Genomic DNA, 24,192 nt, shown 5'->3' on the forward strand with positions numbered 1-24,192 from the left:
TTGCTTAATGGTGTTTGGCAATTTTTATAATAGAAAAGGATTTTGGGATTTTTCTGAATTTCTTGATATAGACGATGAAGTTCAAAAACACGGTATTAACCCAGAAAATATAAAAATATTTGTTAAGCAAAATAGTGAGCTTTTTTCCTCGGAAGCTGATAATTCCTTTCGGAATAGAATTAATCAAACACTTAATAGTGTTCCTGATTATTATCAACCTCTATTTTATAATTATTTTCTAGAAGTTCCTTTTATTAAATTGAATAGTGAAAGATTCTGTTCGCCAGATCCCTTTTCTTTTTCTGAATCTTGTTGGAATCAGATTAGAGGTCTTGTTTTCGAGGATAGTACTAGGAAAAGGTTAGAAGGATTATTAAGTCGCTCATTCGAGGATTATCTTGAAAATACACTTCTTCCTTTTATTATTCCTAATTCTTTTAAAAGAATTTCTGAAGTCAAAAATTCTACCTCTAGCAAAGATAAGCGTGCTGATTTTCTCATTGAAACTTCAAGTTCATATATCGTATTAGAATGCAAAAGTAGTATTATGTCTGCCGATACAAGCGCCTATTTTCATGCTGATAAACTTGCTGATGTTTGGTGTCGAATTCATTCTGCATTCGAGCAAATTGGCAACACAGTAAAAGCTTTAAATCTTCACGACAAGCCAGTGATTCCTCTTATTTTGACTTTTTATGACAGTATTGCTGCATCTACAGTATTTGAGGAGATGGTAAAGCAAACTGACTATTGCTCTCGTATGGGGTTGAATATACCGCCAATTGTATATTCTCTACATGAGTTTGAACATTTGATTTCCGATAGAAGTCTTAATAATTGGGCAGAATTAATCCTTTCAAAACAGAATGCTTCTTCTCCTATACAACGTGATAATAAAGGACATAATTATGGACACTTAAAGAATATTTCAATTATTTAAAATTTCTCTAAAATATCCCAGATGAGTTATTAAACCCTAATGTGATATTACGTCTTGACAGGTAAACGAGAAATTGTCCATAAGATGAGCAGGAAGATTAAGTAAATTGCACCAACTAATCCAAACTCAATCAGAGGTATATAGGTTACTTCGTAAATTCTGCCCAAGCCGCGTTCAGTCAGTGCATAAACCGCCAGGACACTCACTAAAAAAGCACCGTAGATAGTACGTTTAGTCAAGATACCCACAGGTAAACCGTGAAGTTGAGTAAGCACGAGAATACCCAGAAAACCAAAGAGAAATGTAGGCCACTTGCTTTGTCCTAGCATCAACGACACAACAACACTATGTAAAACCACCGTAATTTCTAAAGAGAATGTCCACCAACGGTTTACATGAGTGCGGTTAAATATCAACGATGATTGGAGCAGCAGCAAGAACATATAGAGAAAACCAATTAAGTGCCCCAAAGTCGCTTCCATTGGATGATACCAAAAGGTGTAGATAGCGGCGAAGGAGAAAAAATAGCCGTGGTACAGCTTGATAATTTGCAAAAACTGTTGATGGAATGGAACAGAATTGCCAAAAAACAAACCGCGTCGAGGTGTTTCTAAAATCAGTACAAAAACTAGTAAGAGTACAACTGCACCTTGAGAAGCCCAAATTGAAGTATCTTGAGCTAGAGCATCATACCAAATATAGGTCTGAAGGAAGTGTAAAGCAATGAATGCACCATTAATGGCAAGCATGAGGTAATTTATCGGGTGCAACGCTGATTTGTATTTCAACTGCGATCGCTGCGCCCACAAGATACACGCCCAGATGCTAAACTGATGCCCAAGGTACATACCCCAAGCCGTTGCTCTACTCCAAAAGGTTGGTTGGGGAAGTTTCCAGTAGTACCAGTTTAATCCTTGGTCAGGAAGTTTGATGATATTTGCAGGAATGCTCCCACCAATCCAAATTGCGTAGGTGAGGAGGATGCTTATAAATATGCCTAAAAATAATACTCGGCGACCTGTCATAATAATTCGTAATTCGTAATTGGTAATTCGTAATTCAGACCTAGATTTTCAGGCGATACGTTCTGTGTTTGATTCAGATGCGCTTTTAGTCACTCGTAAACTAAGAGTGAAAGCTATTACCATTACTATAAATCCACTCAAAAAAGGAGCAAAACTCCCAAATTTCATAAAACTAACTCCTGCCCACGTTGGCCCAGCGATGCGTGCCAATGCAGAGCAAGAACTGGCGATTCCTAATATTTGTCCTTGTTCTTCTGGAGGTGTCATCTGGGAAATCAAGCTGTTCAATATTGGTTGACTGACACTAATTCCCCATGCCACAAGTGTGGTAGCAATCAACAAAAAAGTTAAGCTTTCTGAGAATACAATTAACAGTAATCCTAAACCTAATCCTAATATTCCCAAGATAAGTAACTTGATTTCACCCAATTGTTTCTTGAGGAATCCGATTAGCCCTCCTTGAATTATTGTGCTGACAATCCCCATGAAAGCAAAAAGATAACTAGCTTGTTGAGGGCCCCAATTTAATTGCTGCTTAGACCATAAAGCTAATGTAGAGTCCATAGCTGCAACCGCAAAGGTGACTAAAAAGTAGATGCCAACAAGCACACAAAGCTGTGGACGTTGTGACAGCTGTAGTAAGTTCAGCAATCGCTGACGGTGACGATGAACTTGAATTTTGGCTTTAGTCTCAGAATTTAGAGATTCTGGAAGTAATATCAAAGCACAAAGAAATGCCAATAAGGATAATCCGGCTGCAAACAACGACGGTAGATGAAAGTTAGCGTTGTTCGGATCTGACCCGATTAAAAGACCTCCAATCGCTGGGCCGAAAATAAACCCAAGACCAAAAGCTGCGCCGATTACACCCATGCCACGAGCTCGATTAGCTGGTGTGGTAATATCTGCTATGTACGCCTGAGCAGTAGCAATATTCCCTGACATAATCCCAGCAAGACTACGAGCAATAAACAAAATCCATAATGAGTTGGCAAAACCTAAGCCTATGTATGCAATTACCGAACCGAATAAAGTCAGTAATAAAATCGGACGGCGACCGTAGCGATCGCTAAATCTGCCCCATAATGGTGCAAATAAGAACTGCATTAAAGAATAAATAGCTACAAGTAGAGTCGCTTCATTAGGTTTTGCACCAAATTGTTCGGCATACAAAGGCAGTATCGGCAGAATAATTCCGAAGCCGAGCAAGTCTATAAATACAGTCAAAAATAAGACGAATATAGCCCTGCTATTATTTTTACTCTCCATCTGTGCAATTCCATTTTATAAAAAAGATGTGTAAGTTGGATTAGTTTTAAGAACATCGGGGAATGCTTGATTGTAAAGAGCTATTGATTACAAATAGTAATCAGTACAAGCAAAATGTTTGAATTTCAGTGTGGTTGAGCAAAATAGCATGGAACAAACCCATGATAAAAATCAAGCCAATAATACTACTAATGAAAGCAACTATGATTTCGTGCTTCCGTATGGCTTTTTGTATCTTAGCGTCTATGATGCTTTCTAATTCTTTGTATAACATTGAGTTGAATTTGGTTAAAGACAAGAATTATCTGGAACTTACGTTACATACTTAGAGAAGTTTGAGTATGTCCAAAATCTCTAACTTATTAAATGAAAACTATTTCGATGCTGTGGGAGTGTTAAGTATGTTTGCGTCGTTTCAAAACAGCACCTGAAACACCAAAAGCTAATATCGCTAAGATATAAGTTGGTTCGGGAACTGCAAGAATGCTTACCTGATTAATAGCCAAGCCGTATTGTGGAGCAGAACTGCTAAAAACAAGTCGTGAGATGTTTGGAGTGTCACTACGAATCCCCAAGAATACTGCCGAATTATCTAATGCTAAGGAAGAAATATTTGGAACTGAGAAAGTACCCAATAGGTTATTGGCGTTATCAAAAGCGGCGATCGAATTTTCAATTTTCAATTTACCAGTGTCTACAGCTATCTGAGTTCCAGCGCCAAAAACTGGCTGGGCAAAACTAATCGAAAAAGGCCCGCCGTTCCCCTGAGTTCCAGGATCGGGAGTACCAGGAGGAAGAGGGATAAAACCTGTTGGGTCTATACCTCCGAAGAGAATAAAATCACCTAGACTGAAGTTACTCCGAATGCCAGGTGGAGGTAAAGTTTGAAAGACAAACGGTGGAGTAATTTGAGGCTTATTAGTTGGAGTTATATTTATATCCAAGCCTAAACCACGTTGCGATGTTCCTGAAAAAGAATTAGGTAGAAAAGCAGAAAAATCAGGGGCAGACGGATTAAATACTTTACCTAAATTTTCCCAATTAACTTCATCATTACCTCCTAAACTAGCGCGTTCAGTTACTAAGAATGTAGCTGCTTTAACTGGTAATGGGAGAACCATTATTATGGCTGTGATTGCTGAAAAATATTTTACAGATAACTTAAACAATTGATTTATCGTGACTTCCACAATGTTTACTCCTTAAATTTTTAAACTAATATCATCAAAATGCAACAATTAAATACTCAAGATGAGGCAATGCGTTGTTCCGATCAAGAGAGTTCAAACAACTGCTATTATCGCGCCGACCGCTCTGAAATTTGTCATTGCCTCCATTACCAGCCAACTTGTCATTATTCTTTCCAGCATCAATTAGGTTATCTGCAAGACTAGCAGAGATATTGTCATTGCCCTCATAAGCAAAAATCCAGTAGTCATGACTAGTACACACCAATAAATCATCATTAGGAATACTAATAATAATAGATATAAAATATTCCTTGATAGTTTTGTATATCAAATAATTTTGATATTTGTAATACTGACATATTACAAATATCAAAATTATAAATTTCTGATGAAATATGCCTCAAAACAGTTAATCCTATTTTATATCTCTGACGAGAGAAAAATAAAATAATTTATTTACTAAAATTATTTTATTTATAGCACTTCTCGGTTGAGTCCAATACAGACCTAACCCCCAGCCCCTTAAGAGCTAGCGTTGGGGAGTAAGATTCAAAGCCTCTCTCCTTTTAGGAGAGAGGTTTGGAGAGAGGTCAAAATGTATTGCATCCAAACGAGAACCGCTATATTCAAGGCTTTCAAAAAGGCGATCGCTATTGTGTTGGAAATATGGTGAAGCAATAAAATATAGGATTTATACAGTAGATTTCAACTTCTCTACGAACGCAAACAGCGTGTTGGAGACAGAGGCACGTCAGGTACAGAAATACCCTACCCACGCGATCGCTCACCCGAACTTGCTCTTAGCGTTGCCACTATGAAAGCAAGTGGAGTGAGGGTTGAGTTCGGGTATACTTCCAACAAATAGATTATCCAGTATTGTGGGGTATTTTTTTATTTGTCAGTCCCCTATGGCAATTTATAGCTACCAATACGCAGAGTTAACTGACCTTGGCGCGGGTTATGGCTGAATATAAATGCACCTTCTTCACTTTCCCCACTAGATAAAAAGTCGATCTGTTGCTCTCCTGTTTCTGTAACGTTGCCGTTAATCAGTAACTCAGCCATAATCTGAACTGACTCAGCTGTGTCTCCTCCACTATTGACAACTTCAAAAGGAACATAAAACTGACCATTAATTTCTCTAATTGTTTGTTTTTTAGTGACAGAAAGGATCGGAGGTTGATTTTTTTCGTTCAGCCAAGTGTAGCCGACTAGACTGACGATAATTGCTAGGATAAATGAGGCGATGCTGAATGTTATCCACTCAGCTATTGAGCGCTTTGGTTGTTGTTCTGTTTTAGTCATATTGCTAACCTTCCAGCTGCACCACCAATACTTGCAGGTAAACCCAGTATCAATGTGTGATCTAACCACATTGTCCAGGGGTCGCTAAGAGTTAACTTTTGAAAAAACCACAGCATAAAAGCACCTGCTAGCAATGATACCAGGTAAGACATAATCGTTTCACTTGATGGTCGTTGAAAAATTCCCTTTTGCTCTTTACGTTTTTGCTGGTTAGAAAAACCTGCCTGAAATACAATGCCATAAGAAATCAGCAAAGATGCGGCGATCATTGCCAACTCCCAAGGTGGAGAGGTTGCGGCTGCAAGCATCGGAATTTCATCTGTGGGAGCGATATTAAATGCAATTATAGTTGCACCAATTAGGGTTCCACCCACATCAGCAAAGGTGGCGTGTAACTCATCCCCTTTGTTCCTGGTTGTGCTATTTTCCCGATCGCTTTCTTGTCCTTTTCCATTACTGTTTTCAGTATCTCCCAACAACTGATTCGCTAATGCTACACCGAGAGCAAAGGGCACACTTTCAAAGATGATTTTACCTAAAGACTCCCTTAAGGAGGTTTCTGGTGTCAATTCTCGCAATAGTAACAGCACAAAGGTAGAACAAGCTAGTACCGCAAGGCGGAAGTCAAAAGTCAAAAGTCAAAAGTCAAAAGTCAAAAGTATAATGGAATGGGCTTTTTAGGGATTTTAAATGGTTGCTTTATTTACGCCGTGGCGTACTAGTCCGATCGCGATCGCTTCGACGGTATCCATTGAGGTTTGAGCCGCTAGCCAGCTATATGTGCGTTTGCGAAAGCCTTCTATCTGATTGAGCAAGTAAACCACAATAAACATTAATGCGATCGCCATCATTATTAGTTGTGGTTTTGCCAGCGATCCAATCCACCAAACCTCCATTGTGTACAGCAAGGGTATGCCAAACAAAAAACCTCCACAAGCACCTCGAATGATGTCATTAATCTCATTCTTCCAGATATTTTTTTGACTTTTTGTTGGCACTCCTTTATTTTCCTTTTATTTAAATTTTGCTTTAACTTATAGTTCATTTATTGGGGAAAAAGTTATTTTTTTAATATATATAAATTTTATTTATCAGATTTTCATATTTTGCATTATCTGCTACAATTATGATCGGCATCTATCTTAAGTTAATATAATTTACCAAAATCTTCTCTCGGTTGATGGAAGTAAAAAACAATACAGAACTGTTAGATTATTTAATAGCTTAGGGATTTCCAAGTAATAAAATAACTCAAATATTTTATTACTTGTAGGATGAGCGTCTTACCCGTCCTCTGAAATAGCCGGGCTTTTCGACCCGCTTTGCAAGTAGTAGTAACTTATTTTTGGAGTTCCCTGAATCAACTACAAGCTGGAGATAAAAACCATGAGTGCCGAAAAGAGAATAGAAGCGACTGCAAAAAATATTGAAGGAAAAATTCAAGAGGTTGTGGGTGAAGTCACAGGTAATCCACAAGATAAAACTGAAGGGCAAGCAAAGCAAGCTGAAGCCCAAGTTGGTCACACCGTAGAAAATATTAAAGACGAACTCAAGAAAGCTTTAGAATAATTTCGCTTGTCTAGTGAAATAGCGATTTTATCGATGATTGACTCCTAAATTTGTAACTTTAATTACTCCACTTTCTATAAGTTAGTGGGGTTTTTTATGGCGTAAAAACACTGATTTTTTAGTTGTCGTTTCCATTGTACATTAACTAATTATTTGTTAACAAAATATTGTCACAGTGTTGTAAATACCTAAAACCCTGACATAACAAGGATTAAATCAGGGTTTTTACTATTTGAGACAGTTATACGCATCCAAGCCAGCATTCACTAATTAGATGTCAAATACCAGAGATTTCACAATTACAACTTGGGCAAGCTCCGCAGATGTTAACAACGATCTTGTTGAAGCGTTCAGCTTGCAAGCGAGTTATCAAAGGAGGTTCGCAAAACTCCGATAAGGGAACCAGTGAGTGATTAAGTTGCGTAATTGCATTCTCAACTCTGACAAATGGCTTACCTTGTTCTAACTTTTTAGTTTTTAGTTGTTAATCAACTGACTTAGCTGACGGTAGCAAGGAATAAAGTATTGCGCGATCGCATCGTCAACTTGCCAGAACTCTTCATAACTATCGCCACTGCAATAGCACCCCATGAATAAAAGCAACAAGGTTTGAAATGGAACATCAGCTAGAGTATGTAAGCTAACGTCTGTAAACAGAGTATTGATCACGTTTTGCAGGTGAACCAAATTGGCAATTACATCGGCATAAATGCTGGTATTACCTGTAATTGTGGGCAAACAGGTCAGCCAATACTCCTCAAAGAAAATTTGGTAAAGTTGGGCGATCGCTTGCTTCAAACTGACTCGTGCCTCTAGTGACTGAATAGACTCTCCCAACCTGCCCCACTCTGCTAGTAACTCTTGTTCTAAAACCGATTCTTCAAGGATCGATAGCTTGATATCTAGCAACGGTTGCAGCACTCGCAAAAATAAAAAGTCTAAATCTGCAAATGCAAAATCCAGTTTCGTCGGATTTTCTTTGAGTGAAGATGAACATGGAAGTTGTTCGCTCAATTCCGGACGATCCCAGATAAATTTGAACTCTGCCACATCTGCAACCATTTCACCAATTAAATGGGTAAACATTAGCCCCAAGCGTTGCCGTACCTCTCCTTGAAAAAACAGCCGTGCCCGTTCTGCATCAACAGATACTTGTTCTCCCTGGCGCTGAAAAATTTCCCGGCAGGTCAACGGCCCATAGCCGGTATAGGCAGTCTCAGCTGGTCGTAGCGGATCGCTACAGCTTGCCAATATCTGATAGTCGCCCCGAAACTGAGTCAGCATGGACTGCCAGTTATGTCCCCAAATGTCATGCAGCAAATACTTTTCGGCATCTTTCGTAGGCAGAATACTCACTGAATGACTGAGAGTTTGGAGAATTTGCGATTGGCTTAAATCACTTGCTTGAGCTAGACGAGCACTCCAAGCAGCATCAATGCTTGCTGGATCGCTAAAGCTAAACGAGGGAAAGTGACGGAATTGTTCAAACTTAAAGTTACTAAGGGATTCTAAAAACTGTTGGATTCGCTCACGTTCAATCTCTGATAGCTGTTCCCACACGGCTGAATCACGTAGTTGATTGTCAGAATAATCAATACAAAAGTAAATTTGAGTCTCTGTAAAAAGAACTGCGATCGCCTCAACTGGAATGGGAATGTCTCCAAACAAATGTTGAAATAGAATTAGTGGTGCAGCAGGCGGCGCACTTTTTAAGTTAGGTAATAAACCGACATTCGTCAGGGCTGCCTGAATGATCTGCTTTTGCTGAACGACTTTACGATCGACCGTCTGCAACAGTGTCGTCATTTGTTCCTGAACTTCAGTTGCTAACTGAAACTGCTGGCAGAGTTGAGGAATGGCAAATGTGAATGACTCAGCTGGTGTTGCTTCAACTTTGTACTGACTCAATGTGATAGATGATACAGTTCCCTGCCAAACTGCACCCCCCAACTCGTAGTAGTGCTTGAGTAAGGCGATCGCTTCGGCAAACGCTTGACGGACATTGACTGGGATAGTTTCTACTGGACAATCCTCACGACAAATTGGATGGGCAAATCCTTGTAATGTTGCTTGTAATTCATAAAGCCGTTGCTGCCATCGCTGTTGTAAATGAGCATCTCCACTGCCATTTGTGAGATGACGAGTAACTTGGAAAGCTTCAGCCATCAGAGTACGCTGTGCAGCATCGAGCGTTGGTTTCGGTTGAAAGTTAGAGGTAATCATGGTGGATGTGTGAATTATGAGTTATCACCTTGGACAGTGATAGTTGCGTTGGAGTTCGCTTGAGGTTCAATTACTTCGGTGGCGCTCTGTTTGAGGTATCGCACAACCTCTTCATAAATTTGGCTGCTGACGCGATCGCCCCGACGACCGTTTTCTAGCCTGATATCATCAACAAAAAAATTCAGGTTGAACTGAACGTAAGTTATCGCGTCACTATTTTCGATTCCTTTGATTAAAACTTGTGGCTCCTGCCACTTTTGTCGGGGTTCTTTAAACCGTTCTCGTAACCATTGATTCAGTTCCATTACATAGTCATCTAATCGGGTTTCTTCATTTTGAGGATTAGAAATTTTTTGGTACAAACGCTGCACTCTCCGCTTTAACAAATTGATTTTGCGTTCCCATTCTTCAGTTATAATGCTGCTATCATTATCTAAAAGATGAAAATCCCGAATGTAAATGCGATACCAATTTCGGATCAGTTCAATTAAGCTGTCTTGAGAACGATTCTCTTTAAGTGTAAAAACTGAGCGATTGTGGTAGATTTCGGTGACAACTTCTAAACCGATTGCGCTTAAAAACTCTCGATACTCTTGTTGCACATTCTCAATTTCCTCGTTGGTCATGCCACCTTTTTCAGCAAACTGCAAGGTGACGACAAGTGCCTCAAGCGCAGGTGCAATTTCTTCTAGTTTCAAGTTCACTTCTTGTTCGGCAAGCAGACGCAATTTGCCAATCTTCTGTTGGTTTTCTAATCCTTCTAACTGATAGTAGCGATCAATTTGTGCTAATTTCTGGTCAATATCACCTAGAGTATCGGGATGAGCCTGGATGACCTCTACCATCACGTGCTTTGCTTCTTTAACATTCAGCGCGATCGGCAGTTTCATGTCGGTAGAGTAATGGTAGTACGAGGTCGGACGGCTGAGATTTGTAATGTTTTGACTTTGCAGTGTGCTGTTAGGGATATAAATATTACAATGCTTAGATGGTATATACAGTTGAGTCACTCGCACCCCAATTTTTTGCAGCATGGCAATGGAGCCATTCTCAAGCAGTAATACATCGCCAAACTGAAAGGGAGTATCAATTAGTAATACAACTCCACTAAAAAAGTTAGCTAAAATTCCCTGAGCCGCAAAGCCAATTACAAAAGTTGCCCCACCCAAAGCTACCCAAATTCCAGTTAGATCCACACCAAAGGATTTCAGTACAAAAACAGTGGCTAACGTGAAAACGATCACGGGAACAACTGCTTCCAGCAAGGGTAGGAGTACATCATCCCACATGGATTCCGTTTCCTGGGTATACCCCCGCAGATAATAAATGAAAACCTGAGTAAATAGTTGAACGAGCCAGTAACTAATCGAGATAATTAAACCAGCTGCCAATAAATTTTCAATGCCGTCAATCAGCTTCACGGAGGGCAACTGATGGAAGGTAAATTTAAGAACGCCTAGAATAAAAACCGCGAGAGCCGGATACGCAGATACATTCAGCGTCACCAGGGCGATATCTCGTTCAAATTTACGAAAGATTGAACGCAGAACATAAAATAAAATGATGTAAAGGAGTATTGTCCCGGCGATCGTCAGCACTACGCTACTTAGAAAAAAACTCCAGGTATTGGCTTGAAATGGTAAAAGTTCTTTGAGCATTGTTTTTAAGTCCATTTACCAACGATGTATGGCAAAGACAGCATTGGCTTTGACTGTGTGCAGTGGTGCAAGGATGGGGTGTAAATCCTACTGAATGTCTAGTTTGAGTCCGGGTAGCAGTTTCTCCAAGTTCTTCAGAGATTTCCCTTGCCAGGGCATGTCATTTGATCCCAGCACGACTAACTGAACGCCTTTTTTCTTTTGCATACTCAGCACAAATTTGTAGAACATACTAATGCCGGAACTATTTACAAATCCCAGATTTCTCAGATCCAGAGTCATTGTATTTGGCTCGGTCTGTAACACTTTATTTAAGAGGTTGGCAATAGGAGCGTACTCTGTAGGGCCATCCAAACTGAGTTCCCCTTGAAAGAGAACTGTTGAAGTGTCAGGTTCAACGTATACGGTGTATTCTTCGCCTTTAACGTCTTGCATTGCTACCATGTTGGGTTATCTTGAGCAACAATTTGAACATCATGATTAAGAACAAACTCGCTAATTGGCAATAGTGCCATAGAGTTAGTTATTTTTAAGTCCATTTACCAACGATGTATGGCAAAGACAGCATTGGCTTTGACTTTGTGCAGTGGTGGAAGCATGGGGTGTAAACCTTATTGAATATCTAGCTTGAGTCCGGGTAGCAGTTTCTCCAAGTTCTTTAGAGATTTCCCTTGCCAGGGCATATCATTTGATCCCAGCACGACTAACTGAACGCCCTTCTTCTTCCGCACACTCAGCACAAATTTGGACAACATACTAATGCCAGAACTATTTAGAAATCCTAGATTTCTCAGATCCAGAGTCATCGTATTTGGCTCAGTCTCTACCACTTTATTTAAGAGTTCGGCAATCGGAGCGTACTCTGTAGGCCCACCTAAACTGAGTTCCCCTTGGAAGAGAACCGTTGAAGTCTCAGGTTCAACGTGTACGGTGTAGTCCTCGCCTTTAACGTCTTGCATTGCAATCATGTTGGATTCTCTTCATCAACAATTTGAAATTAAGAATAAATTCTAGACTGGCAAAAGTGCCATTGCCGTGACCGTGATCGTATTGGGCATTTCTTGAACGAACTTCCAGCCTAGCCGTGCAGAGTAGTCATTGATCATGGTTAAAAATCCCAAACCTGATGCTTCACTATTTTCCTCTGCACTTTTTTCAACTTGCTGGACATAAAGTTCGTTGGGGTCACAAACTAGTAGTTCTTGAATAAATGCCTGAAATTTATCAACACCCGCCGCACTGATGCTATTTGTGGCAAAAAGGACAGCCGTGATCTGATCCTCCTCTACAAAATGAATCCCAAATCTTACTTTAGAGTGAGTGGTTCCATCATTGAATTTCATGGCGTTTTCCAACAGTTCGTTTGCCACAAAAACCACAGCAGCTTGCGTCTCTTTAAGCTGTCGTGCGTGAGTTGGGTCATCTTCATCGATTGGCAGAAAGTTGGAGAAATAGTCAGCAAGAAAGTGAGCCGATAGTCGGTTGTTACGCCAACGCTGTTTAATTGGGCGAGAATCTGGGGTAAATGTGAGTTCGAGTGAGTCGTGTTCGGGAGGAAATTGTTCGATGAAATTGCCAAAAATCTGTGCCATCGTTTTTCCAGTTCTAGTTGTAATTGAGTTTTGTGTTATAAGTGTTCCTAAATTTAGGTTATGTCTACGCTTTTTCCCTTACGGGTTCGCTAGTCGCTACAACAGGGGGAACCCCCGCAACGCGCTAGTTCACCAAATCAGGCTGTTCAGCTTCTCGCTTCAGCACCAGTAAGGTAATGTCATCAAATACTTTTTGCTTGCCAATGTGTCGCCTGACATCAGTAATGACGGCATCTTTAATCACCTGTGCTGAGTTCTGCCAGTTCTGGCTAATTGCTATACACAGTTGTTCCACACCATATTGTTTCTTGTCGATATCATAGGCTTCTGGAATGCCATCGGTGTAAAGAACAACACCTTCTCCAGGCTGTAACTTTACTGTTGCATGACTAATAAGACTGGCAATGTCATCATCGAGTCCAATCGGAAAGCCGAGATCCATTGTGTCGATACGTTCGATTTTTCCATCGTTACGGATAATCAGGATCTCTTCATGCTGTCCACTGATGCTTAAGTTGCCCTTTGAATAATTCAGTACCGCCAGCGTCAAATTCTTTTCCGAGTTCATCCGTTGCACATTTTTGTATATAGTGCGGTTGAGGGCATCAAGAAACTTCACCGGGTCATACTCGCCTAGCTCTTTGAGAGTTCGCACGGCTGTTTGAGTCATCACCATCAGAATTCCGCTTTCTAGCCCGTGTCCAGTCACGTCACCAATACCAAGGGTAGTAACTCCGTCGGTATGTAGTACATCGTAGTAATCACCACCGACTTCATCGGCGGGTTCCATGTATCCGGCAATGTCGAGTCCTTCAATTTCTAATTCTTCCGGTTGGGGCAGAATCATCTGTTGCAACCGTTTAGTCACCTCTAGTTCAGCACCCATTCGGAGATTTTCGGCTGTGAGTTTTTCATTTAAGAGTTTGATTTCCTGATTTGCTCGTTCTAATTCAGCTGGGCTAGGAAGTGCTAAGGCTTGTGGGACTAAGGGGATAAGTTGTAGGGCTGTAATTACAGATATTATTGCTGTTAGCGCTTTGATTAATCCTGATACCCAATAAGTTGGAAACCAAAGCGTCCAAATCTCCATGATGTGAGTAGTGCCACAAGCTACGATAAATCCACTAAACAGCAGAAAAATCCAAATAAAAGGCAAATCCTTACGCTTGTTAACGAAGTAGAACAGTGTAACGGGAATAGAGTAATAAGATAGGGCAATGAGTGCGTCAGAGATTACATGTAGCGAAACTAAACCGGGTTTCCAAAGATAGCAATGACCATGAGGAATAAAAGAAAATGTCAAAAATTCCGATCCAAGATGCAACATAAAAAATTTCTCTATACTAATAAAATTCAACACATTGAGTTATTCTCTTGAAAAATTCCCAAGTTGCTATCGCTCCTCAAGTCACTAGCAGTACTTCAATAAATTGATTCCAAGTCAACAGTTGCCCTCCTGTACGATCGCGCAGAAATGCAACTTCATCTTTTGTCAGTGGCAATTCACCAACACTTGCCATTGCAATATTCATTTCATCAAGGCTAATAATATTGTCTTCATCAGCATCGAGCGGTAAAAAATAAGTGAGAAAATCGTTGTATTCGGCCATCAACTGACGATGACGCAGCATTAACTCACCGAATTCTTCAAAATCGATTGTGTTGCTGCGATCGCTGTCCATACTTGTGAATAACAGCGTGATTTCGTTATCCGACAACCCCTTTCCTGCCTGGTTTAAATGATTGGTTAATTCTTCAATACAGAGATGCCCACTCTGGTCTTGGTCGATGGCATCGAAGATATAGCGCAAGTCTCCTTTAAAGGTAGAAGACGCTTGTTTAAACAGCAGTTGGCGCGGCTTGCTTTGGAGCGCGGCGGCAAGTTGACGACGAAAGTTAGAAATAATTCGCTTTGCCACTAAAAACCGTTGCCGATGTTCTTCGGGACTAGCAACTGTATGCAGTGCTACCGGCACGAGCGAGGGTAGCGATCGCCGTAAAATCAGAAAACAGCCAATGGTTACAATCACAAAAGGCAGTGCCAGGACGGGCAATTTTAGCGGCGCAAACAAAGCTGCCAAGCCCCAACTAACTAGCGATGCGAGAAAGGCACAACCCAGAGCAATAGAAATACTGAATAGATTTGGTGTGTAGAATACTCCACCAATGGCGATCGCCGTCAGCACAGCATTGTAACCCCATAACCCAGTATACAAATCGTTAGGAGTCACTTGCAGCAGCAAACCTGCAAGTAAATACATTACGCATCCCAGCAAGCCAACAATCGCACTAATCGGGGTGCAGATAGCAATCCCCAAAACAATCAAAATTCCAACAACCCAGCTATTGGAAAAAAACACCTGCCCAATACTAAGCGGTAGCGATTGAGCGAGTCGCAAACCGTTAAGTTGACTAGGAGAAACAGGCGGTAACGACCCAAAATCGAAGTAAGTTTGGGGTAGAAATAGCACGAGAATCACAAAACTTAGCAACGCTATATGAAATGGAATACCGAGCGGTGCTACTCGAAACTGACTAGCAAACCAGACTCCCACAGTTTCCATTAATACCGTTGATAGAGAAGCGAATACAATTACTGCGATCGCCCAATTCAGATTCCATCTGCCATTGCCAAATAGCCCCAGCGATGCGATCGTCGCTCCGGTGAGTAATCCATTCAGTCCAAAAATACCATTTTGAATATTATCTCGATTGATCTGGAAAATTTTCGCAAAGTGTTTCTGTAAGATAATTGCTGTTAATGTTGCGATCGCGGTTCCAAGCAAGCTCATTGTCCCCAACCAAGGAGCCTGAATGAACATGGCAATTAAAAATAGTAGACCGCTCACAGGATTATTGACAAAAATGACCTGACCAATACCGCGTAGAGTGGCGTTAATGAAATTCAATAAAGGTTGATGCATCAGGCGTTGATTTAGTTGCTGCATCGTGCCTAATGGTAATAAGCTTTTTGAAATCTGTAATTTTGGTTCCTCTGAAGATAAAACGTGAGAGATTAACTCATGCAGAGGAGAGGGATCGGTATTCATTTTGTCTACGTTGCCAACAAAAAATAGGCGATCGCTAAGTTTTAAGGTTTTGTTCGCACTCAAGTTTCACAACTAAAACTAATCTAAATTTCAGATATCCACAGGTACATTAACAATTTGAACAAACAGCTGCATCAACTGTTTAATATCCACATTTTAACTAGTAAATTTTTATTCTATCGATTCATTAAAGCACCTTTATTCAGAATAAAACAAGAACATAAATGTCATATATTTAACTCTGCTCTGACGTTTATTGAGTTACTTTTACACTAACTAGTCCTTCTGTCAAGTTATAAATATCATAACTTTGACTATGTAAGAGGCTATTTATAAACTCAATTTCAAGATTAGTAACTAATTAAAATTGTCATCTAAAATACTGATTTAACAGGTAATTTACATACGATTAATTACTTTAAAGACCTAGTATATGGACTTAGCAGCGTTTTCACTAAAAACATGAAGTTTAAAACTTGCTAACTTTTATACAAATGTATATAAAAATAATCTTTATGAGATTGTAAAAAAATCGGCGTTAAAAAATAAACCTATATAATAAAATCTAAAATCAGCAAACAGCTTACAAATAACTGATTTTATAGTTTTTACAAAACTAAACATAGATGCATTTTATCATGCCGCTCTACTTATATTCAAAGTTATAATACTTATGTATTGACAAAAAAACTAGTCTGTAAAAAATTAACTAAAAATATCTGATAACAGAGAAAAATATATGACATTCATGTGCTTGTTTTGTCTCATATAAAAGTGCTTTAATAAACTGCTAAAGCAAAGGTATTTGCAAAATTGCTCTAAAAAATCATAACCGAGGTATAAAAATTTCATGTTCGCTTAAGACAGTTCGAGACTCATTTGTACTTACGAATTAACTAAAAAGATACATAGCTTTGTAATTAGACCCATGAGCAAATCATCACCCTCCAGGGCTGCTTGACCAGTGCGTAGGCGTAGCCCGTCGTAGACATCGCCTCATGTCAATAAAATAATTTATTCTCAATAAGCTGAGAAATAGTCGCATTTAGGTGATTTCTGATGAAAAAAATACCTATGTTGACGAGTTTCGACTTCGCTCAACTCTCGACCACTCAGTTGGTTGAGCGAACGCGAGTGCGTCTCCAAGAGTTATCGAAACCAACGGCTATGGTAATTTTATTACTAGAATTCACCTTATAGCTGCTTATTGACACAACTATTGTAATTACTTTGAATTTAGAGAACTAACCCTATTCAGAGCAGTTTTATGGAGCAGCAATTAGCATGATAACCCGGCAAAAATTGCTTTTGATAATGCCCTATTAGACTTTTATACAATCATCCTTTACTTAAACAATTTTTCCAATGACAACTCAACTTACGCATCACAAAATTATTCTCGACACCGATCCAGGCGGAGATGATATCTATACCTTCCTATGGCTTCTTAGCTTGGTAAAAAGAGGACTCGCTGAACTTGTCGCTGTTACTTCCGCAGATGGCAATGTCGCTGCCAAATGCACGTTTTCTAGTGCTAGCCAGATTTTAAATTTAGTAGGATTCCCACACATTAAAGTAGGTCGCAGTGTCCTTGCAAAAAGAGAAATTATAGAAGATGCCAGCCATATTCATGGGTCGGATGGGATGGGCAATCTTTCTCACACTTTACCCGCCGCCACCCACAGCATTGAGGACGCTCCTTACTCCGATGAACTGATTATTGATGAGTTGAACGCTGCTCCAGGGGAAATTACCATTGTAGCGATCGCACCCCTAACCAACCTCGCGGCGGCGGAAATGAAAAGTCCTGGCATCCTGAAAAAAGCCAAGGAAATTGTGATTATGGGAGGTGCTTTCTTCTGTCCTGGTAATGTTACTCCCCATGCCGAATTCAATATTTGGTTTAATGTTGAAGCTGCTCAGACAGTATTTGATAGCCGAGACGATATCGTTGTGCTGCCGCTAGACGTGACCCGACGCTTAATTTTTACGCGAGATATGACTGTGGCAGTCACTCAGGCAAATCCAGAGAGTAAACTTTCTCAGTTCTTAACAAATCTTTGTGAGTTTATGATTGGCACAGCATTGGGTTATCGAGAAACAGCAGGAATTCCAGGTCTTCTTGTCCATGATGCAGCAACATTAGGATACCTGTTTTATCCAGAAACCCTGATGTTCAAAAGAGCAAAAGTCCGGGTTGAAACAAAGGGACAGTGGACACTGGGACAGACATTAATTGATAGTCGTTCTACTACGAAAACAGCAGCAAATGCCTGGGTAGCGTTGCAAGTAGATGAGGGCAAATTTTTTACTAGCTTCATTGAAGATTTGAAGCAGCTATTTATAACCGCCGATATTTAAGCTTCTGTTGTAAAGTCGCTCCCTCTTAATTTTAGGTTAGTGGCTATTATTCACTAGTTCACAAAGGTTACTACTGACGAGTGTAAGAAGGAACTTATTCAAACATGGAATTCCTTAGGCAACTGATTTTCTATTTGACATTTGCTTCACTTGGATTCACGATTACAGAGATTTATCTGCGGGCAAACAAGCTTTGGAAGCGCAAGCATGATAAAGCGGTTGCTGAGAGCATTTCGATTACGGCGATGTTAGTTAGTATCGTGCCAAGTAGCCTATTCACATTAAATTATCTATTTGCTGGCCAGTGGCAGGGATTTATTCAAGAGGCTTTATATCTATTGATTGTGACATTTTCTATTTTAGTAGGAATAGAACTATGGGTTCCTGGAGAACGTCATAAAAGCTTTTTCACATTGCTGAAGCGATCTCTCAATTTAGAGCGAAAGGAAGTTGCAGATTTAGCAATAGCTTTATTTAAACCGCCTCAGCATAAAACAATCATTGATATTCTCTGCCAGATTGCATTAATTGATGAAAGGCTGGATGAACGGGAACGAAAATTTATTGATACGTTTGCACAAAAATGGAATATTGAATTTTCTTGGAATATGCTTCAGTTACGAAGCGATGATTCAGAGATTAACTTTATTAGGCTGCGGCAAGATGTTGAGAACTACTTGACAATCTATCCTCCAACTGAACAGATAATTCAATTACAGGACTTGATTAACATACTCATTAGGATTGATAAAGATATTTCCGAGGCAGAAAGACTCATTAATATTGAACTGAATGGAATGTTTCGTCGTTATCTTAATCATGACGAGGTATCTGAGGTTTTTTATACCATTGTGATTCCTCAAAACGATAAGCAAGAACAGGCGAGCGCTCAAAAGTTCTCTGAGTTGAGCCGTTACAATGTTGCTGAAGGATTTATCTACCGTAGCCAACCATTTTACTCCAGGGAATTTGCCAAAATTTTTAGTAATCAATATCGGGCGCTCAATCTATTTAGCATTGTGACGGAAATGCTGTAAGTTTTTCTAACGTCTAGACTAAGAAATTTGAAAGTTATTTACTCATGAAATAACTCTATCTTTCTATAGCAATATCTAACAGTTTAAATTTGCGGTACGCTTGCTACTTTTAAATCAAAATAAGATTAATTTATTAATTTCATAAAGGTAAGAGATGATGATGACCACAGAGCGGTTTAAAAAGTTCACAATTTTACATTCCAATGATATGCATGGAGACTTTCTGGCAGAGGCTGGTGGTGAAGAGGGTCATCTAATTGGTGGAGTATCGTTGCTTTCTGGCTATATCAATAAGGTGCGCCAATCAGAAAAAAACGTGCTTTTTGTAATTTCTGGTGATATGCTTCAAGGTTCTCTCATTGATAAGGAATATAAAGGTCTTTCAACTATAGAAATCATGAATTACCTCGCTCCAGATGTCGTGACTCTGGGGAATCACGAATTAGATTATGGATTGCCTCATTTACTATTTTTAGAAAAGATGGCAAATTTCCCGATTGTGAATGCCAATTTGTATATTAAAAAATATAACAAACGTTTGATGACTCCCTATCTGATCCTGAATGTCGATGGATTCGATATTATGTTCATCGGGATTATAACGGAAGAAGTTCTCAAGTCATTAAAACGTGACAGCAGTATTGGTACATTCGTAAGTCTTGAAGATGCCTCCTCAGAAGTTGGCAAAATTTGCAACGCCTACAAAAATGATGACATTGACCTAACAATTCTGCTTACTCACATTGGTTTTGAAGAGGATAAAAAACTAGCGGCATTGCTAGACCCGGAATGGGGTGTAGATATTATTATTGGCGGACACTCGCATACATTTTTAGAGCAACCTGCCCAAGTTAATAATATTCTAATCGCACAAGCTGGAATTGGCACAGACCAAATTGGGCGCTTTGATATTGTAGTAGATGACGACACTAACAGCATTGTAGAATGGAAGTGGCAACTCCTGCCTGTAGATAATAATCTGGCTGAACCAGATCCAGAAATCGAAAAGTTGATTACGATTTTTCAAGAAGAAGTCGATCGCAAATATAATCGACTGATTGGACGATTAGCACGTAAACTGACCCATCCTAAGCGTGAAGAAGAAACGGAATTAGGTAACTTAATCGTTGATATTATTGACCAACTAGATATGTTGGATGTAACTTTGATAGGAAGTGGTTCAATCCGTAGAACAAAATTAGGGTTGCTAGTTACACTTAGCGATATTAAAGAAGTTTTTCCTTACGACGATGTACTTTATAAACTGAAAGTTACAGGCGTACAGCTTACTAAGATATTCGCACATATTATGAGAGTGGAAAACAGAATACCCGGTGAAAGTTGTTGTTTTCAGGTCAGCAAAGGTATTCAGGCAGTTTACAGTGATTCCCAAAATCAGCTTGAATCTTTGAGCATTAATGGACAACCTGTACAAGCTGATGCTCAATACACTATCTGTATAGAGGAATATCATTATAAAAATTCACTACATAGTCTAGGCATAACAATTGAAGACTTGACAAAATTAGATAACGCTAAGGTAATTTCAACATCTTGCCAGAATGTTCTTGAAGAGTACTTTAGCCATCATCAAAATCTTAATAGCCAAATTGAAGGAAGATTGATCTACAAGTAGAGAAGTTTTAAACCCAAGACGCAGTAGATTATACCTATATAGCCATAATTTTTATTGGGTGGGCAGCTTCTTCTAAATTCTCATTCTCTGATAACCTGTTAATGTTCACATTTTTACAGCTATTGTAATGTCTCACCAAAAACATCAAATTCCATGACTTTTACCAATTACCCAATTACGCCGGAAAAACCGAGCTAAAGCTGATTCTTCTAAAGATAGATAAATTGGGCGTCCGTGGGGACAGGTGCGGGGGTTGCGAGTGCGTTGCCAATTATCTAAAAGTGTCTGCATTTCTTGTTGATTCATCGGTGTACCGTTACGAATGGCACTGCGACAGGCGACAGCTACTTGGGCTGTTTGTAAATCACCTCCCCAACTAAGTTCTAAAATTGCTTCTGCACAGTCGTCTCGCTGCTGCAAAGGGGCGGGGATATTACGAACTGCCCAAAGTTGTTCGCCAAAGGGTTCTATTTCTAAACCGATGCGTTGCAGTTGCGATACTTGCGCTGGCGATAATTGATAAAGAATTATTGGGGGTTCGACGGGTAAAAGTTGCCAATCATCGCATAATTGCTCATACAAAACTCGCTCATGGGCAATGTGCTGTTCTACTAACCACATACCACCTGAATGTTCCACCACAATATAAGTGTTGCTAACTTGAGCGACAGCTTTTAAGGAGTTAGGAGAGACGCGATTAATCGCGTCTGTACAAGGGTTGGGATTTTGAGGATTGAAATTGTAACCGCCTTTGGCTTCTGCGGCTTTAAGTAATTTACTAACTCGTGTCGTGTGAACAGCTTCTTTAAGATTGTTAGAAGAGATGCTGAGTGCTTGGTTAATTGCTTGGGTAATTTGTTCTTGCCAATAAATGATTTCGTTGAGGTAAATTTCTGTTTTTGCTGGATTGCGATTCCAGTTAATTTGATCGGGGGAAATGGCAAGATGTAAGAAACAAATTGGATAGCGATCGCGTGGTAATGTTCTATGAAATGCTGATAATATCGTTTGTTCTAGTTCCGGCGTCTTAACTATCCTGCCGTTAATGGCTACACGTACCCAATCTGGACGATGACGATGACAGCGATCGGGTAATCCTACCACTAAATTTAGTGCTGAGTGGGGAGTGAGGAGTGCTGAATTCTGAGTTCTGTCTTCTGAGTGGGGAGTGAAAAGTGCTGAATTCTGAGTTCTGTCTTCTGAGTTTAGTGGGTTGGCTATTTCGAGTTTCACTTCTTGCAAGTCACCTTGTCGCACTTGCGGTAAAATCTGCGGTAGCAACTGCCCAGTTGTGGAAGCAGGACAGATGGTAAACCATTGACGGTCATTTTGCCAAATCTGCCAGGTGACATGGGGATGACAGAGGGCGATTTGGTAAATTGTAGCTTGCACAGCTTTCATTTGCTGTGGTGTTGTGGGTAATCCCTGACGACGAGATGAGCAATTACCGAAAAGATGGGAAACTGTAACTACTGTACCAGGTGCGATCGCAGTTACTTCAACTTGTACAACTTTCCCGCCATCGCCATAAATTATCCGCCATCCTAATTTTCCGTCCAGAGGACGACTCAAAATTTCCAAATCTGCCAGAGTCGTTAAACTGTGCAACGCCTCACCACGAAACCCCAAACTATTAATTTTCCACAAATCGGCACTAGAGCGAATTTTACTAGTGCTGTGGGCTGTGGCTGCTTGTTGCAAATCATCTAGGTTCATTCCACAGCCATTATCTGCCACACGGATTCGCCATTGCTGCGGCCACAGAGAAACCACAATTCGCGTTGCACCTGCGTCTAGGGAATTTTCTACCAATTCCCGCACCACAGAAGCTAAAGAGTCGATTACCTCTCCAGCTGTAATGAGATATACAACTTCTGTTGGTAGAGCTTGAATAGTAGATGCCATAAATTATAGTTTATAGCTTCTGGGGCACGTTATATATGACTTATATCATGTTCGCTTGATTACTTAAGCCGGAGAACTCCCCAGAGCAAACGCATCTAAATATTGACGAAAATTTGCAAGAATTTACAACCGAAGAACTGTGAAGGGAACTGCTGGCAATTGAAGCTGATACCTACGCTGAGTTTGTCCGTGCAGGTAAGTTAAATAAATAACTGTCACCTTTTTTACAAACAACCCATGACAGAGTAGATGGGAAGGAATAAGTTTATACTGCATAGTAAGCGATCGCCATTTCAACTACTAGCGTATTCCAATACTCCTTCCCACTCCCAGCGCCAAGCTGTCTCTACCAGTATTTCTTTGCCGTTGGTAAATTGGATGAATTCTTATCCATTATCATAAAACACATCAGCAACCAGCTGATTATGCACATCGTACCTCCACTTAGAGACAGCGGCATTCCACCACCTTTGCCCCGGTGACTCTAGCATTGGTAGTTCCAGGTGGTCATCACGCCATGCCTTTGGCTCTTGGTAAGCCCAAAATTCCATATACGATCGCAATTGGTACAATCAACCAACTTACACCAGTTGTATTGGTGGCGTTAATCAACAGCATGACTCCTCAAGAAGCGATCAACAACCTCAAGTCTCTCCAGACTAGAGGTGCAATGGATCACCCAGAAGTCAAGAAGCTGATTAATTCTAAGCTGGAAGCAGCGTCTAAGAGTACGCGTGTCTCAGCATTCAAAGCACAGATTGCCACAGATGCAGCCGATTTTGACGCAGACACAGTTGCCCAACTGGAAAAGGTGACAAACGAACAGGTAAAGCGGCGTGGTGCGATCGCTCGTCCAACTGCTTTATTGGTGGACAAGTCTGGTTCAATGGAAAATGCGATCGCAACGGGTTTGCAACTCGCTGCCCTAATCTCTGGTATCACTAAGGCAGAACTGTTTGTCTACGCTTTCGACACCATTCCTTACGCTGTTACGGCAAAGGGCAAGGAGTTGAGCGACTGGGAGCGTGCCTTCCAGCACATTAAGGCAGGCGGTGGTACTAGTATCGGTTGTGCATTGGAAGCAATGCGGCGGAAAAAGCAGGTAGTTGACCAGATAATTTTGGTGACGGATGAGGGCGAAAATGCTGCTCCTTACTTCGGTGAAGTCTACAAGAACTACTGCCGGGAATTGGCGATAATGCCCAATGTGGTGATTGTCCGTGTGGGTACTGATTACAACTGGGTGGAGAGTCAATTAAAGCAGCAGCAAGCACCTGTAGATACGTTCACTTTCGCGGGTGACTACTACAGTTTGCCGAACATCGTTCCACTGCTAACGCGCCCCTCTCGTCTGGATTTGCTAATGGAGATTTTGGATATGCCGTTGCCTGTACGAGAGGATAAGTGAGGTTAGAATGTGACATTGCTTGCC

Annotated in this window: 19 protein-coding genes and 2 pseudogenes; 7 read left to right on the top strand and 14 right to left on the bottom strand. The window is 40.3% G+C overall.

Annotation, left to right across the window (positions count from 1 at the left end; genetic code table 11):
• The first annotated feature begins 7 nt into the window (after positions 1–7).
• Positions 8–940, top strand: a complete 933-nt coding sequence (locus tag NLP_RS34155) for a hypothetical protein (protein WP_199784818.1) — start codon at positions 8–10, stop codon at positions 938–940.
• Between the two features lie 47 nt (positions 941–987).
• On the opposite strand, the gene NLP_RS13385 is transcribed toward NLP_RS34155, so the two are convergent.
• From NLP_RS13385 to NLP_RS36070, 6 genes and pseudogenes are all read right to left on the bottom strand, one after another.
• Positions 988–1,965, bottom strand: a complete 978-nt coding sequence (locus NLP_RS13385) for a hypothetical protein (protein WP_104906821.1) — start codon at positions 1,963–1,965, stop codon at positions 988–990.
• 48 nt (positions 1,966–2,013) lie between these two features.
• A complete protein-coding gene (locus tag NLP_RS13390; RefSeq protein WP_104906822.1) occupies positions 2,014–3,234 on the bottom strand; it encodes an MFS transporter in 1,221 nt (406 codons plus the stop codon).
• 395 nt (positions 3,235–3,629) lie between these two features.
• Positions 3,630–4,355 carry a hypothetical protein gene (locus NLP_RS13395; RefSeq protein WP_234017312.1) on the bottom strand — a complete coding sequence of 242 codons (726 nt, stop codon included), beginning with the start codon at positions 4,353–4,355 and terminating at the stop codon, positions 3,630–3,632.
• Between the two features lie 103 nt (positions 4,356–4,458).
• Complete coding sequence (locus tag NLP_RS13400; RefSeq protein ID WP_104906824.1) at positions 4,459–4,755, bottom strand: calcium-binding protein; 297 nt, start codon at positions 4,753–4,755, stop codon at positions 4,459–4,461.
• Positions 4,756–5,330: 575 nt separating this feature from the next.
• Positions 5,331–5,729, bottom strand: coding sequence for a TIGR02588 family protein (locus tag NLP_RS13405; RefSeq protein WP_104906825.1), 399 nt, complete (start codon positions 5,727–5,729; stop codon positions 5,331–5,333).
• Positions 5,726–6,709 (bottom strand): annotated as a pseudogene (locus NLP_RS36070) (TIGR02587 family membrane protein); the annotation flags it as partial. The gene NLP_RS13405 and the pseudogene NLP_RS36070, both read right to left, overlap by 4 nt.
• A 406-nt stretch (positions 6,710–7,115) precedes the next feature.
• On the opposite strand from NLP_RS36070, the gene NLP_RS13420 reads away from it, so the two are divergent.
• On the top strand, positions 7,116–7,298 hold the full coding sequence (locus NLP_RS13420; RefSeq protein WP_104906826.1) for a CsbD family protein: 183 nt from the start codon (positions 7,116–7,118) through the stop codon (positions 7,296–7,298).
• A 477-nt stretch (positions 7,299–7,775) separates the two neighbouring features.
• Here the strand turns inward: NLP_RS13420 and NLP_RS13425 are convergent, their stop codons facing one another.
• From NLP_RS13425 to NLP_RS13455, 7 genes are all read right to left on the bottom strand, one after another.
• Positions 7,776–9,521 carry a hypothetical protein gene (locus NLP_RS13425; protein WP_104906827.1) on the bottom strand — a complete coding sequence of 582 codons (1,746 nt, stop codon included), beginning with the start codon at positions 9,519–9,521 and terminating at the stop codon, positions 7,776–7,778.
• A gap of 14 nt (positions 9,522–9,535) precedes the next feature.
• Positions 9,536–11,194: a mechanosensitive ion channel family protein gene (locus NLP_RS13430; protein ID WP_234017313.1), complete on the bottom strand. Its 1,659-nt coding sequence runs from the start codon at positions 11,192–11,194 to the stop codon at positions 9,536–9,538.
• Between the two features lie 72 nt (positions 11,195–11,266).
• Positions 11,267–11,623 carry a slr1659 superfamily regulator gene (locus tag NLP_RS13435; RefSeq protein ID WP_104906828.1) on the bottom strand — a complete coding sequence of 119 codons (357 nt, stop codon included), beginning with the start codon at positions 11,621–11,623 and terminating at the stop codon, positions 11,267–11,269.
• Between the two features lie 167 nt (positions 11,624–11,790).
• Positions 11,791–12,147 carry a slr1659 superfamily regulator gene (locus tag NLP_RS13440; RefSeq protein ID WP_199784819.1) on the bottom strand — a complete coding sequence of 119 codons (357 nt, stop codon included), beginning with the start codon at positions 12,145–12,147 and terminating at the stop codon, positions 11,791–11,793.
• A 42-nt stretch (positions 12,148–12,189) separates the two neighbouring features.
• Positions 12,190–12,771, bottom strand: a complete 582-nt coding sequence (locus tag NLP_RS13445) for a DUF6272 family protein (RefSeq protein ID WP_104906829.1) — start codon at positions 12,769–12,771, stop codon at positions 12,190–12,192.
• Positions 12,772–12,895: 124 nt separating this feature from the next.
• The gene (locus NLP_RS13450) at positions 12,896–14,098 is read right to left on the bottom strand and encodes a PP2C family protein-serine/threonine phosphatase (RefSeq protein ID WP_104906830.1); all 1,203 of its coding nucleotides are present in this window, start codon (positions 14,096–14,098) and stop codon (positions 12,896–12,898) included.
• Positions 14,099–14,174: 76 nt separating this feature from the next.
• On the bottom strand, positions 14,175–15,884 hold the full coding sequence (locus NLP_RS13455) for an urea transporter (RefSeq protein WP_199784820.1): 1,710 nt from the start codon (positions 15,882–15,884) through the stop codon (positions 14,175–14,177).
• Between the two features lie 996 nt (positions 15,885–16,880).
• Between NLP_RS13455 and NLP_RS33115 the strand changes: the two genes are divergently transcribed.
• The 4 genes from NLP_RS33115 to NLP_RS13470 all read left to right on the top strand — a co-directional run bounded on the left by NLP_RS33115 (position 16,881) and on the right by NLP_RS13470 (position 20,855).
• Positions 16,881–17,021 carry a hypothetical protein gene (locus NLP_RS33115; RefSeq protein WP_158680365.1) on the top strand — a complete coding sequence of 47 codons (141 nt, stop codon included), beginning with the start codon at positions 16,881–16,883 and terminating at the stop codon, positions 17,019–17,021.
• Positions 17,022–17,186: 165 nt separating this feature from the next.
• Positions 17,187–18,182 carry a nucleoside hydrolase gene (locus tag NLP_RS13460; protein ID WP_104906831.1) on the top strand — a complete coding sequence of 332 codons (996 nt, stop codon included), beginning with the start codon at positions 17,187–17,189 and terminating at the stop codon, positions 18,180–18,182.
• Between the two features lie 104 nt (positions 18,183–18,286).
• Positions 18,287–19,219, top strand: a complete 933-nt coding sequence (locus tag NLP_RS13465) for a tellurite resistance TerB family protein (protein WP_104906832.1) — start codon at positions 18,287–18,289, stop codon at positions 19,217–19,219.
• Positions 19,220–19,373: 154 nt separating this feature from the next.
• Positions 19,374–20,855, top strand: a complete 1,482-nt coding sequence (locus tag NLP_RS13470) for a bifunctional metallophosphatase/5'-nucleotidase (protein ID WP_104906833.1) — start codon at positions 19,374–19,376, stop codon at positions 20,853–20,855.
• Positions 20,856–20,999: 144 nt separating this feature from the next.
• Here NLP_RS13470 and mutL read toward each other — a convergent pair whose 3' ends face one another.
• Positions 21,000–22,760, bottom strand: a complete 1,761-nt coding sequence (gene mutL / locus NLP_RS13475; RefSeq protein ID WP_104906834.1) for a DNA mismatch repair endonuclease MutL — start codon at positions 22,758–22,760, stop codon at positions 21,000–21,002.
• Positions 22,761–23,304: 544 nt separating this feature from the next.
• On the opposite strand from mutL, the pseudogene NLP_RS13485 reads away from it, so the two are divergent.
• Positions 23,305–24,168 (top strand): annotated as a pseudogene (locus NLP_RS13485) (vWA domain-containing protein); the annotation flags it as partial.
• Between the last annotated feature and the right edge of the window lie 24 nt (positions 24,169–24,192).

The organism is Nostoc sp. 'Lobaria pulmonaria (5183) cyanobiont', from assembly GCF_002949795.1.
Lineage (GTDB): Bacteria > Cyanobacteriota > Cyanobacteriia > Cyanobacteriales > Nostocaceae > Nostoc.